This is a genomic window from Methylobacterium oryzae (assembly GCF_036441375.1).
Lineage (GTDB): Bacteria > Pseudomonadota > Alphaproteobacteria > Rhizobiales > Beijerinckiaceae > Methylobacterium > Methylobacterium oryzae_A.
On sequence record NZ_MLCA01000014.1, the window covers coordinates 264,613 to 277,372 of the forward strand.

Here is a 12,760-nt window from a genome sequence, read left to right on the forward strand (position 1 = left end):
GGAACCGACCCGGCCAGGCCGGTCTCCGGCGCCTCCGTCGACGAAGCGCGGCGCGGAACGGCCCGGAAGCCCTTCGATGCGGCGCTGGACGATGGACGCTCCCTCAGTCGCCGGATCCGGGTCGAGCCTGCGCTCGCGCCCGACAGCGTCCCGACCCCGGAGGGTCGATGCTGGCCGGTGATGCTGCTGGAAGTTCCGGCGGACGGCGTGCCGTCCGGGCCGGTGACGCGGATTTAGTGGTGCGCGCCGCGCCGTGCAAGGCCCCCCGCGCAGGACGGGCAAGCCCGGGACGCACGGCTCCCGGCCGGCGCGGGCGCCGCACTCCGCCCAAAGAAGACGCGGCCCGGCGCCAATCTGCGCAAAACGGACTGCCGCTGCATCGCCTTTGGTCTTCCGCATCGGCCCGCCGGCGCGGATCATCCGGCCCCGGGACCGTCCTGCCCGGGCGCGCCGCCCGCGAACCCGTCCCGCCTCATCCGTCGCCGAGAGAGCGCCATGCCGCGTCACCACGAGATCCCCGCGCGCCCCGAGACGATGGTGCTCGGCACCTTCGACGCCGCGCGGCCGCCGGTGCTGACGGTCGCGTCGGGCGACACCGTCACCCTGCACGCGCACCCGGCCGGCGGCCGGGCGACGCTCCATCCCGACCCAGCCCGGGTCCCGGCCGACCTGCTGCACGCCCTCGACACCCTGCCGCGGGGCCTGGGGCCGCATTTCGTCACCGGGCCGGTCCACGTGGAGGGCGCGGAGCCCGGCGACATGCTGCAGGTCGACATCCTCGACCTGCGCTTCCGGCTGGACTGGGGCTTCGTGTCGATCCTGCCACTGCTCGGCACCCTGCCCGACGAGTTCACCGACTACGAGACCGTCCACGCCGACATCGACGCGGCGCGCGGGGTCTGCCGCCTGCCCTGGGGGACGGAGCTGCCCCTCGACCCGTTCTTCGGCATCCTGGGCACGGCGCCGCCGGCCGCCTGGGGGCCGGTGGGCTCCGCGGTCCCGCGCGCCTTCGGCGGCAACATGGACAACAAGGAGCTGACGGTCGGCACGACCCTGTACCTGCCGGTGTTCAACCCCGGCGGCGGCTTCTACGCGGGCGACGGCCACGGCGTGCAGGGCGACGGCGAGGTCTGCGTCACCGCCCTGGAGACCGGGCTGACCGGCACCGTCCGGCTGACAGTGCGCAAGGATCTCCAGGGCGCGTGGCCCTTCGCCGAGACCCCGACCGACCTGATGTCGATCGGCCTGCACGAGAGCCTCGACGAGGCGATGCGGCAGGCGGTGCGCGCGATGATCCGCCTCGTCTGCGCCCGGACGTCCCTCAACCGCAACCAGGCCTACATGCTGTGCTCGCTGGCCGGGAACCTGCGGATCACCCAGGCCGTGGACGGCAACAAGGGCGTCCACATGCTGCTCCCGAAGGCCGCGCTGGCCACCGCCTGAGCGCGCGGGCCCGCCGGCCGGGGCGGGCCCGCGCGACGCCCGGCCCCGCGACGAACAACAGGACGCTTTCGCGGGCTTAACCTAGGTCAATACCGTATTTCTCGGCCGCTTAAATACGGAATTAGCACATTCCAGGATACCGAGGTGCTGTTTTCCTGCCGCGCGTCGCCCGGCACCCACGCGAGGCCCTGGCATGCGCCCGGATCCCCAGCCCGCCCTCCTGTCGCGTCGGGAGGCGGCGCGCCCGATCCCGACCGAGCGGGACGCGCCGCGCGATCCCCAGGCTCCCTATCTGGCCCCCCACCTGGCGCCCTATCTCGACGCGGTCCGGCAGGGCCTGCTGATGATCGACCGGGCCGGGCGGGTCGTGGCGGCGAACGCCCCGGCGCGGCGGCTCCTCGACAGCCTGACGGTCACGCTGGAGACCGACACCGCCGCGCTCCCGCTGCTCCGGGCCCTGCGGGACGACACCGCCCCGGCGCGGCGCGCGACCCTGCGCGCCCTGCGCCGCGCGCTGGCCCGGCGGCAGCCCGTCCTGTTCGAGGTGCGGCGCCGGGACCACACGGTCCAGGTCGAGCTCCACCCCCTGGCGGCGGGCGGCTGGGTCGTCACCCTGGAGGATGTCAGCACCCGCAAGGCCACCGAGGCCCGCGCCGACGCGATGGCGCGGCTCGATCCGCTCACCGGTCTGCCGAACCGCCTGCTCCTGCGCGAGCGCCTCGCCGAAGCGCTCGAGCGTCTCGCGCGCTCGGGCGAGTGCTGCGCCCTGCTGCTCATCGACCTCGACCGGTTCAAGCCGGTCAACGACACCCTCGGCCACCCGATCGGGGACGCGCTGCTGGCGACGGTCGCCGACCGCCTGCGCTCGACGGTGCGGGCCACCGACACGGTGGCGCGGATCGGGGGCGACGAGTTCGTGATCCTGCAGGCCGGGATCCGCGACGCGGCCGGCACGCAGGCGCTCGCGCGCCGCGTCGTCGACCTGATCGGCCGGACCTACATGGTGGAGGGCCATCTCCTGACGATCGGCGCCAGCGTCGGCGTGGCGCTGGCGCCCGAGGACGGCGCCGATGCCGACAGGCTCCTGAAGAACGCCGACCTCGCCCTCTACCGGGCCAAGCTCGACGGCCGCGGCACCTACCGGTTCTTCGAGCCGGAGATGGATGCCCGCATGCAGGCGCGCCGGAAGCTCGAGCTCGACATGCGCCAAGCGCTGGCCCGCCGGGAATTCCAGTTGCACTACCAGCCGCAACTGCAGCTCGCGAGCGGCACGCTGATCGGCTGCGAGGCCCTGATCCGGTGGCGCCATCCCGACCGCGGGCTGGTCTCGCCCCTCGACTTCATCCCGCTCGCCGAGGAGATCGGGCTCATCGTTCCGATCGGCGAGTGGGTCGTCCGTCAGGCCTGCCGCGACGCCATGACCTGGCCGGACCCCATGTCGGTGGCGGTCAACGTCTCGCCCGCGCAGTTCAAGAGCGACCGGCTCGTGGAGACGATCATCTCGGCCCTCGCCGGTTCGGGGCTGCCGGCCCGGCGGCTCGAGGTCGAGATCACCGAGGGCGTGCTGCTGCAGGAGAACGACAGGACGCTCCAGACCCTGCACCGGCTGCGGGAGCTCGGCGTGCGCGTCTCGATGGACGATTTCGGCACCGGATACTCGTCGCTCAGCTACCTGCGCTCGTTCCCGTTCGACAAGATCAAGATCGATCGGTCCTTCGTGAAGGACCTGACCAGCAAGCCCGACGGCGAGGCGATCATCCGGGCCATCGCGGGACTGGGGAAGAGCCTCGGCATGACCACCGTCGCCGAGGGCGTCGAGACGTCCGAACAGATGCAGCGCATCCGCCTGGAGGGTTGCACCGACGTGCAGGGCTACCTGATCAGCAAGCCCGTACCCGCCGAGGACCTGCGCCAGGTCTTCGCCGCCTTCCCGCAGGCCTGACTCCCCTCCCCTTCCGGACGCACTGCCATGAGCGACCTCTACCGTCTCGTCTATGCCAGCAAGAACCTGCTCCAGGGCCCGGAGCCGGAGGCGATGGCCGCGGTCCGGCAGATCCTGGACGCCTCCCAGCGGAACAACGCGGCTCTGGACGTGACCGGTGCCCTGATGTTCAACGCGGGCGTCTTCGCGCAGGTGCTCGAAGGCCCGCGGCGGGGGGTCGAGGCGACCTTCGAGCGGATCCAGCGCGACCTGCGGCACGACGACGTCACCGTCCTGCAATGCGGCCCGGCGGAGAGCCGCGGCTTCGCGAACTGGTCGATGGCGTTCGTGGGCGAATCGCGCAGCGGGCAGGCTCGTTTCAGCGGCCTCGCGACCGAGAGCGGGTTCGACCTCGCGCGGCTCGACGGCGACCGGGTCTTCGCCATGCTGCACAGCCTCGTTCTTGAGGAGGAAGGTCTTCCGGCCGTGGAGACCGAAGCGGCGGGGACCATCCCCGCGGAGATCGTGTCCGAGCCGCGCGCCGCGTCCGGGCTCGACGTCGCGCAGGTGCGCGCCGAGATCGCGCAGCTGCGCCCGGAACCCGCGCTCCAGGTCGCCGCGCCGCCTCCTGACGCACCGGACCGGGCACCGCCGGCCGGCACGCACGGCAGGGCGCGATGCACGTCCGGCCAGACGGTCTCAAGGAACCAGATCAGTGAGTCGACATTCGGCGAATTCTCGTGTTCCAGCGACCCGATGAAGACGAAGCCCTTGCGGCTATCGAGATCGACGGTGATCTCCGCCTGCGACGCGAAGGCGTGGCTGGCCGCGTCCGAGGACTGTCTCGAGGCGCTGCGCGACGAGCGGGACCTGTGGGCCGGACGGGCCGGACTGCTCGCCCGCGCCATGGCCCAGGAGGCCGAGGGCGTGCGGGCCGCCGCACCGGGTGAGGCGGACGCGCTGCCCCCGGCCATGAACGGGACCCGCGCCGCCTGAAACCGCCGCGGCAGGCGGGCGAATAGGCGTCATCGTGGCCGATCCTGAGGGATTCGATGACGCTGCTGCACCACCTCACGGGTGCGTCCCCCGGCATGACCGGGCGCGCGCTGCTCCTGCGCCTGTCCGCCATCGGCTCGGTGCTGGCCGGGACCGCCGGCACCTTCGCGTATGCCGGCGGCTGGCTCTCGCCCGGCCTGCTCACGCCGGCCCGGATCATCGACCGTTTCGAGCAGGTGAACGGCCCCCATCCCGGCTTCCGGCGCAATCACGCCAAGGGAATGTGCATCGCGGGCCGCTTCACGGCCAACGGCGCGGGCGTGCGCCTCTCGAAGGCGAGCGTGTTCGCGGCGGGACGCGTGTCGCCGGTCGAGGGGCGGGTGGCGCTGGCCGGCGGCCAGCCCTACGCGGCCGACGCCGCCGCCACCGTGCGCAGCCTCGCCCTGCGCTTCCGGCTGCCGGGCGGCGAGGAGTGGCGCACCGGCATGAACAACATCCCGGTCTTTCCGGTGCGCACGCCCGAGGCCTTCTACGCGCAGCTCCTCGCGGCCAGGCTCGATCCCGCCACCGGCAAGCCGGATCCGGAGCGCCTGAAGGCGTTCTTCGCGGACCATCCGGAGAGCGCGAAGGCCGCCGCGCTGATCAAGGCCCGGACCGTGACCGCGGGCTTCGCCGACAGCACCTACTGGAGCCTGAACGCCTTCCGGTTCGTCGCCGCGGACGGCGGCGCGCGTCCGGTGCGCTGGGCCCTGGTCCCCGACCCGGCGCCCGGTGCCGACGCCGCGCCGGCCGATACGAACGCTCTGTTCGACGCGTTCGCCGCGCAGCTGGCGCAGGGCCCGCGGCACTGGCACCTGATCGTCACGCTCGGCCGGGCCGATGACCCGACCGCCGACGCGACGCTACCCTGGCCCGCCGACCGCGAGACGGTGGATGTCGGCACCCTGACTCTCACGGGCGCGACGCCGGAGGCCGCCTCCACCTGCCGCGACATCAACTTCGATCCGCTGGTGCTGCCGGACGGCATCGTGCCGAGCGACGACCCGCTCCTGAGCGCGCGGTCGGCAGCCTACGCGCGATCCTTCACCCGCCGCGCCGGCGAGACGAAGACCCCGAGCGCCGTGACCGCCGCCACGCTCCAAGGAGCCGCCCCGTGACGGATGCCTCCCGCTTCAACCGGCCCGCGCGCCTGCTCCACTGGACCATGGCGGCGCTGATCCTGGCGATGCTGCTGATCGGCGTCGCCATGGTGACCTCGCTCGCCGATTACCACGCCCTTGTGGCCCTGCACCGGCCGCTCGGGATCCTGATCCTGCTGCTCGCCGGGCTCCGACTCGTGAACCGCTGGCGGCACGCCCCGCCACCCCTGCCGGCGGATCTTCCGGGCTGGCAGAAGCGCGCGGCCCATGGCTCGCACATCCTGCTCTACGGCCTCATGCTGGCCATGCCGCTGATCGGGTGGGCGATGCTGTCGGCGGCGCGCGATCCCGTCGTCCTCGCCGGCCCCGTGGTTCTGCCGCCGATCCTGCCGCAGGACGCGATGGTGTACGCGGCCCTGCGCCGGCTTCACACCGTGCTGGCCTACGGATTGTTCGCCGTGATCCTCGCGCACCTGGCGGCGGCGCTGCTGCACGCGCTGATCCGTCGGGACGGCGTCTTCGCCAGCATGGCGCCCTGGCGGTCGAAACAGCCCGAGACCACCGCGCGGCCGTGACAGTCGTTTCGTTCTCTTGAAAGTCTGATCCGTTCTCCATAAAGAACGCTCGCCCGTTCCGGCCGGATCGGACGAGCGGTCACTGCGTGGAGGACGAGGCGATGTCAGAGGGATTAGCGGCCCGTACCGTAGCGGCGGCCAACGGCGTGGCCCAGGACGCGGCCTTCGGCGCGGTGATCGCACCGATCCACCTGTCGACGACCTTCAAGTTCCCGGCCTTCGAGCAGCCCGGCCCCTACGACTACTCGCGCCTGGGCAACCCCACCCGTGACGCGCTGGCCGACACGATCGCCAAGCTCGAGGGCGGCGCCCGCGCCGTCCTGGTGGCGAGCGGCATGGCGGCCCTCGACCTCGCCCTGTCGAGCCTGCGGCCCGGCGATCTCCTGGTCGCGCCCCACGATTGCTACGGCGGCACGCACCGCCTGCTCAGCTTCCGCGCGGACCGCGGCCATTACCGCGTCGCCTTCGTCGACCAGACCGATCCGGGCGCGCTGGCGGCGGCGCTCACCGAGCGGCCGAAGGTCGTGCTGATCGAGACGCCCAGCAACCCGCTGATGCGGGTGGTGGATGTCCGGCGTATCGCCGCGGGCGCGAAGGCGGCCGGCGCGCTGGCGGTGGTGGACAACACCTTCCTGTCGCCGGCCCTGCAGCAGCCGATCGCCCTCGGGGCGGATCTGGTCGTCCACTCCACCACCAAGTTCCTGAACGGCCATTCCGACGTCATCGGCGGCGCCGTGATCGCCGCCGACAAGGCCGTGGGCGAGGAACTTGCCGCCTGGGCGAACACGATCGGCGTGACCGGCTCGCCTCTCGACGCCTACCTGACGCTCCGGGGCCTGCGCACGCTGTTCGTGCGGGTGGAGCAGCAGCAGCGCAACGCCGCCGCCCTGGCGACCTTCCTCGACGCCCATCCGGCGGTGGCGCGCGTGCACTATCCGGGTCTGCCCACGCATCCCGGGCACGCCCTGGCCAAGGCGCAGCAGGCGGGCTTCGGGGCGATGCTGAGCTTCGAGCTGGCCGGCGGCCGCGCAGCGGTGAAGACCTTCGTGGAGGCCCTGCGGGTGTTCACGCTGGCCGAGTCCCTTGGCGGCGTCGAGAGCCTGATCGCCCACCCGCCGACCATGACGCACGCGGCCATGGACCCGGAGGCGCGGGCCGTCGCGGGCATCACCGACGGGCTGCTGCGCCTCTCCGTGGGGCTCGAGGCCGAGGCCGACCTGCTCGCGGATCTGTCGCATGCGCTCGAGACTTTGGGCGCGTGATCCGAGCGCTCACTCCTCCTCGACCACGCTGAACCCGGACGCGTCCTCGACCACCCGGAAACGGGCGAGCTGGACGGTCCGGGAACGCTCGGCCGCCTCGTCGCGGCACTTGTCGACGTGGGCGGCCCGGTTGACCACCTGCAGGTTCGGCGCGCCCCAGTAGCCGAGCAGGTCCGGCCAGGGCGCGTCGCGGTGCTCGCGCCAGACCCGGTAGAGCGGCAGGGTGTGGTCGACCTCGGCCGTCCTGAGCAGGCGCTTGCCGCTGGTGGCGCAGCGATGGCGCTGGCGAAGCTTCAGCGCCCGGACCTGGGCGTGGGGCGCGATCCAGAACTTCCAGGCCGCGACACAGGCCGCGTGCCAGCCGGCCTTGGTGTTGGGCGCGCCGCCCGCCCAGAGATCCCGGTGCCAGCCGAACCGGTAGACCGGCTGGCCGCAGATGCAGCAGGCGCCCCGGCCGCGGGCGAAGGCCGGGTCGCGGAAGGGGGCCGGCGGCAGGCGGAAGCTCCCGGCCCGGCCGGCGCCACCGATCTGCCACGTCCAGCCCTCCGGCGTCCCCGAGCGGGCCGCCAGCGCCCGGGCGAGCCGGTCGGCCCTGAGGATGTGGTTGCGCCAGTAGCTCTCGACGGCGAGCCGCGGCGTCGGCGGGATCAGGGGCCGCGCGAGGGCGTGCTGCAGGACCGGCGCGGGAAAGATGGCCGGGAGGGCCTTCTCCAGCCGCGCCCGGGCCTGCACGTTGCGGAGGGTGCGCCAGCTCGATGTCGTCGTCATGCCGGACCGGTGGTAGCTTGCCGGGCGCCGCGCCGCGACGGCGCCGCTGCAACAGCGGGCCGGTCCCGGACCACCGGAGCGATACCGATCTATTGTGTCGCGCCCGCCGCGCCGGTGTCGGACGAGCCCGGCGCTCGCGCACCGGGTTAAGAGAATGTTTCCCGTGAAACATCGGCCGACCCGGCGGCCCCGGCACGCCGCTGCCCTACGCCCGGCCGGCCTCACCGGCCCATCGTCGTCGCCAGCAACTGGGTACGCGGCCGATGCCGCGATGCCGGCGGAAATCCGGGCGCCCGGTTGCCAGGGTGGACCACGCCGCCTAGACGGGCCCGGCGCGAAACTTGCCCGTCACCCGCCCTCTTGTGCAGAGGTTCCTCCCCGTGATCACCGGTCCGTGCCTCATCGTCCAGCCGATCCACGCGGCGGGCCTCGACCGGCTGCGCGCGGCCGGGCTGGAGCCCCGACCGGCGAGCGGGACCGACCCCGAGACGCTGGCCCGCGAGGTCGCCGACTGCGTCGCCGTCATCACCCGGAACACCGGCTTCCCGGCCCGCGCCGTCGCGGCGGCGCCGGCCCTGCGGGTGATCGGCGTGCACGGCACCGGCACCGACCACATCGCCACCGCCGAAGCGACCGAGGCCGGGATCGCGGTGGTCAACACGCCCGGCGCCAACGCGGTCTCGGTGGCCGAGCAGACGCTGGCGCTGATCTTCGCCCTGGCCAAGGCCCTGCCGGAGGCCGACCGCTCGGTCCGGCGCGGCGACGACAGCTTCAAGTTCACCGCCCGCCTGGTCGAGCTCGCCGGCCTGACGCTGGGCCTCGTCGGATTCGGGGCGATCGGGCAGGCGACAGCCCGGCTCGGCGCCGCCCTGGGCCTGCGGGTGCTCGCCTACGGCCCGAGCCGCCCGGAGGCCGACTTCGCCAATGCCGGCGCCCTGCGGGCCGCCTCGGTCGACGCGCTCCTGGCCGAGGCCGACATCGTCTCCCTGCACGTGCCGCTGACCCCGAGCACCCGCGGCCTGATCGGCCGGGACCAGCTCGCCCGGATGAAGCGCGACGCCTTCCTGATCAACACCAGCCGCGGCGGCCTGATCGACGAGGTGGCGCTGGTCGAGGCGCTGGAGGCCGGCACGATCGCGGGCGCCGGGCTCGACGTCTCCGCCCAGGAGCCCTTGCCGGTCGACCATCCCCTCGCCCGCCAGGAGCGGGCGATCCTGACGCCCCATGTCGGCGGCTCGACCGGGGCGGCCCTGATCCGCACCGCCGAGACCGCCGCGACCCGCGTGGTCGACGTCCTCGCCGGCCGGCGGCCGGGCGGGCTGGTCAACCCCGCCGTCTGGGAGCGGCGCCGCGCGCCGTGACGGTCCCCCTCTCCCGGTCGGGAGAGGGTTGGGGTGAGGAGCCCGATGCTTCGGGATAGGGCGCGCCGTCGCCGCGCCCACCCGCGCGACTCGTCCGGAGAGCACGTATCCCTCACCCTGTCCCTCTCCCGCGCGGGACAGTGGACGCGCGGCCGATCCCGATGGCGCCGTGCAACTGGCCGGCCCGGATCGCGCCCTTTCGTCCGGACCGCGACCGCCCGCCGCGCGCCGTGTCATGCAATCGTCGCAGACGGGCCGGAAAGCCACCCGCTGCATCCGAGGCCAGAGAGGGCTCCATGGACTTCCACCGTCGCTTCACGGTCCTGATGTGTGCCCCGGCCTTCGACCCGGACGATCTCGAGGGCGCGCGCGTCAACCAGATCGTGGCGGCCGTCGAGCAGCGCGGCTTCGAGGTGGTGCGCGCCCGGCGCGTGGAGGACGCGGCCATCGCGGTCCAGACCGACGCGGCGGTCGGCTGCCTCGTGGTCGACTGGGGCAAGCGTGGCCTCGACGGCAAGGCCGCCGCCCTCATCGACATGATGCGCCGGCGCGGCCTGGAGATGCCGATCGTCATCATGGTCCGCCGCAAGCGGCTGGAGGACATCCCGGTCGAGCTCCTCGACTTCATCGACGGCTACATCTTCCTCGCCGAGGAGACGCCCGAATTCATCGCCCGCGGCCTCGTCAGCCGGGTCACGCAGTACGCCGAGACGCTCAAGACGCCGTTCTTCGGCGCGCTCGTCGACTACGCCGAGAAGGGCAACCAGCTCTGGACCTGCCCGGGCCACAACGGCGGCATCTTCTACAACCGCTCGCCGATCGGCCGGATCTTCGTCGAGCACCTGGGCGAGGCGATCTTCCGCGACGACCTCGACAACTCGGTCCTCGACCTCGGCGACCTGCTGACCCACGAGGGCCCGGCGCTGAAGGCCCAGAAGGAGGCCGCCAAGATCTTCGGGGCGGAGAAGACCTACTTCGTCCTCAACGGCACCTCGGCCTCCAACAAGATCGTCCTGTCCTCCCTGGTGGCCGAGGACGACCTCGTCCTGTTCGACCGCAACAACCACAAGGCGGCCCACCACGGCGCCCTGTTCCTGGGCGGCGGCATCCCGATCTTCCTGGAAACGGACCGGAATGCGTACGGCCTGATCGGGCCGATCTTCCACGAGGCCCTGGACGAGACCCGGATCCGGGAGAAGATCCGCCGCAACCCGCTGGTGACCGACCCGGAGGCGTGGCGCCGGGAGCGGCCGTTCCGCGTCGCGGTGATCGAGCAGTGCACCTACGACGGCACGATCTACGACGCGCAGGAGATCCTGGAGAAGATCGGCCACCTCTGCGACTACATCCTGTTCGACGAGGCCTGGGCGGGCTTCATGAAGTTCCACCCGCTCTACGCCCGCCGGTTCGCCATGGGGCTGACCGGGCTCGACGAGACCTCGCCCGGCATCGTCGCCACGCAATCGACCCACAAGCAGCTCGCGAGCTTCTCCCAGGCCTCGCAGATCCACACCCGGGACGGGCATATCCGCGGCCAGACCCGCCGGGTCGAGCACAAGCGGCTCAACGAGAGCTTCCTCGTCCACGCCTCGACCTCGCCCTTCTACCCGCTCTTTGCCTCCCTCGACGTCGGCGCCCAGATGATGAAGGGGCGCTCCGGCATGATCCTGTGGGATGACACGATCCGGCTCGGGATCGAGTGGCGCAAGAAGGTCCGGGCGATCCGGCGCGAGTTCGAGGAGAACGAGCGCGACCCGGCGCGGCGCTGGTTCTTCGACCCCTTCGTGCCGGACGTGACGGTGAACGCCGACGGCGCCGAGGTGCCGTGGGAGAGCGTGCCGACCGACGAGCTCGCCGCCACGCCGCGCCACTGGGAGTTGAAGCCGGGCGCGCGCTGGCACGGCTTCAGCCACGTGGCGCCGGGTTACGCCATCACCGACCCGAACAAGCTGACGGTGCTGACCCCCGGCTTCGACCGCCACACGGGGGCCTACGCCCAGCACGGCGTGCCGGCGCCGATCGTGGCCCAGTACCTGCGTGAGAACCGGATCGTCGCCGAGAAGAACGACCTGAACTCGCTGCTCTTCCTGCTGACCCCGGGGGTCGAATCCTCCAAGGCCGGCACGCTGATCTCGGGCCTCGTCGCCTTCAAGCGGCTCCACGACGACAACGTCGCGCTCGAGGAGGCCATGCCGGAATTCGTCAACCGCCGGCCGAACCGCTACCGCGGCGTGCGCCTGCGCGACCTCTGCAACGAGCTCCACGCCTTCCACCGGGAGGCCGGCACCTCGACGCTGCAGCGGCGGCAATTCGCCCCCGAGCACCTGCCCGAGATGGTGATGCCGCCGAAGCGCGCCGCCCAGCTGCTGACGCGCAACAAGGTCGACTACGTGCCGATCGCCGAGGCCGAGGGGCGGATCGCCACCACGCTGATGCTGGTCTACCCGCCGGGCATCGGCACGGTGCTGCCGGGCGAGCGCCTGGACGCGCGGGCCAAGCCCATGCTCGACTATTTCAAGATGTTCGAGGCCTCCGCCAACCTGTTCCCGGGCTTCGAGGCCGAGATCCAGGGCGTCTACCGCGAGGTCGACCCGGACGGGCGGATCCGCTTCCACACCTACGTGGCGCGGGAGGGGGCCTGATGGAGATCGAGGTCGAGACGCCCGGCCCGGTTCCGGCCCGCGCCTGCCCCGACATCGTCATCCGCGCCTCCTCGGATGCCGATGTCGAGGCGATGGTGGCGATCTACGAGCACCACATCAGCCGGGGCGTCAGCGATGTCGGCGTCGCCGAGGAGGACCGGCTGCTCCCCGACGACCTGAAGCGGCGGCGCAAGACCATGCGCAAGAAGCGCCTGCCGCACCTCGTGGCCGAGCGGGACGGCGCGGTGGCGGGCTACGCCTACGCGGTGCCGTTCCGGAAGCGGCCGGCCTACCGCTACACGCTCAAGCACTCGATCTACGTGCATCCCGACCATCTCCATGCCGGGATCGGCCGGCGGCTGCTTCCGGCCCTGATCGAGGCCTGCGCGGCGGGCGGCTACCGCCAGATGATCGGCTACATCGACGCCGAGAACGCGGCCTCCCTGCGGCTCCACGAGGCCTGCGGGTTCGAGCGGGTCGGCTACCTGCGGGCGGTGGGCTTCAAGTACGGCCACTGGTCGGACAGCGTCATGGTCCAGCGGGCGCTGGGGACGGGGTCGGAGGACCGGCCGGGGTAGCGGGCCGGGACGGGAAGGCTCCGAGTGCCCGCGGGATTCGGACCGTCCAGACCGCGCCCTCATCCTGAGGTGCCG

10 protein-coding genes are annotated in these 12,760 nt (G+C 72.6%); 9 read left to right on the top strand and 1 reads right to left on the bottom strand.

Annotated elements, in window-relative coordinates; genetic code table 11:
* Nucleotides 1-495: 495 nt before the first annotated feature.
* The 6 genes from MOTC310_RS24930 (at nt 496) to metB (ending at nt 7,336) form a co-directional block, all read left to right on the top strand.
* Nucleotides 496-1,443: an acetamidase/formamidase family protein gene (locus MOTC310_RS24930; protein ID WP_331303715.1), complete on the top strand. Its 948-nt coding sequence runs from the start codon at nt 496-498 to the stop codon at nt 1,441-1,443.
* A 193-nt stretch (nt 1,444-1,636) separates the two neighbouring features.
* The gene (locus tag MOTC310_RS24935) at nt 1,637-3,385 is read left to right on the top strand and encodes a putative bifunctional diguanylate cyclase/phosphodiesterase (RefSeq protein WP_331293019.1); all 1,749 of its coding nucleotides are present in this window, start codon (nt 1,637-1,639) and stop codon (nt 3,383-3,385) included.
* A 27-nt stretch (nt 3,386-3,412) separates the two neighbouring features.
* The gene (locus MOTC310_RS24940; RefSeq protein WP_331303716.1) at nt 3,413-4,360 is read left to right on the top strand and encodes a BLUF domain-containing protein; all 948 of its coding nucleotides are present in this window, start codon (nt 3,413-3,415) and stop codon (nt 4,358-4,360) included.
* A gap of 56 nt (nt 4,361-4,416) precedes the next feature.
* Nucleotides 4,417-5,517: a catalase family peroxidase gene (locus tag MOTC310_RS24945; RefSeq protein ID WP_331303717.1), complete on the top strand. Its 1,101-nt coding sequence runs from the start codon at nt 4,417-4,419 to the stop codon at nt 5,515-5,517.
* Nucleotides 5,514-6,074 (top strand): cytochrome b, encoded by a 561-nt coding sequence (locus MOTC310_RS24950; protein ID WP_331303718.1) that lies wholly within the window; start codon nt 5,514-5,516, stop codon nt 6,072-6,074. Before MOTC310_RS24945 ends, MOTC310_RS24950 begins: the two co-directional genes overlap by 4 nt.
* A gap of 101 nt (nt 6,075-6,175) precedes the next feature.
* Nucleotides 6,176-7,336, top strand: coding sequence for a cystathionine gamma-synthase (gene metB / locus MOTC310_RS24955; RefSeq protein ID WP_331303719.1), 1,161 nt, complete (start codon nt 6,176-6,178; stop codon nt 7,334-7,336).
* 9 nt (nt 7,337-7,345) lie between these two features.
* On the opposite strand, the gene MOTC310_RS24960 is transcribed toward metB, so the two are convergent.
* Nucleotides 7,346-8,104, bottom strand: coding sequence for a hypothetical protein (locus MOTC310_RS24960; RefSeq protein ID WP_331303720.1), 759 nt, complete (start codon nt 8,102-8,104; stop codon nt 7,346-7,348).
* Nucleotides 8,105-8,484: 380 nt separating this feature from the next.
* On the opposite strand from MOTC310_RS24960, the gene MOTC310_RS24965 reads away from it, so the two are divergent.
* The 3 genes from MOTC310_RS24965 to MOTC310_RS24975 all read left to right on the top strand — a co-directional run bounded on the left by MOTC310_RS24965 (nt 8,485) and on the right by MOTC310_RS24975 (nt 12,685).
* The gene (locus MOTC310_RS24965; protein ID WP_331303721.1) at nt 8,485-9,465 is read left to right on the top strand and encodes a hydroxyacid dehydrogenase; all 981 of its coding nucleotides are present in this window, start codon (nt 8,485-8,487) and stop codon (nt 9,463-9,465) included.
* A 296-nt stretch (nt 9,466-9,761) separates the two neighbouring features.
* Nucleotides 9,762-12,107, top strand: coding sequence for an Orn/Lys/Arg family decarboxylase (locus MOTC310_RS24970; RefSeq protein WP_331293026.1), 2,346 nt, complete (start codon nt 9,762-9,764; stop codon nt 12,105-12,107).
* Nucleotides 12,107-12,685 (top strand): GNAT family N-acetyltransferase, encoded by a 579-nt coding sequence (locus MOTC310_RS24975; protein WP_331293027.1) that lies wholly within the window; start codon nt 12,107-12,109, stop codon nt 12,683-12,685. Before MOTC310_RS24970 ends, MOTC310_RS24975 begins: the two co-directional genes overlap by 1 nt.
* Nucleotides 12,686-12,760 lie beyond the last annotated feature (75 nt).

Coding starts and splice junctions, on each gene's coding strand:
- MOTC310_RS24970 (WP_331293026.1), top strand. CDS start 9,762: ATGGACTTCCACCGTCGCTTCACGGTCCTGATGTGTGCCCCGGCCTTC.
- MOTC310_RS24940 (WP_331303716.1), top strand. CDS start 3,413: ATGAGCGACCTCTACCGTCTCGTCTATGCCAGCAAGAACCTGCTCCAG.
- MOTC310_RS24935 (WP_331293019.1), top strand. CDS start 1,637: ATGCGCCCGGATCCCCAGCCCGCCCTCCTGTCGCGTCGGGAGGCGGCG.
- MOTC310_RS24945 (WP_331303717.1), top strand. CDS start 4,417: ATGACGCTGCTGCACCACCTCACGGGTGCGTCCCCCGGCATGACCGGG.
- MOTC310_RS24930 (WP_331303715.1), top strand. CDS start 496: ATGCCGCGTCACCACGAGATCCCCGCGCGCCCCGAGACGATGGTGCTC.
- MOTC310_RS24975 (WP_331293027.1), top strand. CDS start 12,107: ATGGAGATCGAGGTCGAGACGCCCGGCCCGGTTCCGGCCCGCGCCTGC.
- MOTC310_RS24960 (WP_331303720.1), bottom strand. CDS start 8,104: ATGACGACGACATCGAGCTGGCGCACCCTCCGCAACGTGCAGGCCCGG.
- metB (WP_331303719.1), top strand. CDS start 6,176: ATGTCAGAGGGATTAGCGGCCCGTACCGTAGCGGCGGCCAACGGCGTG.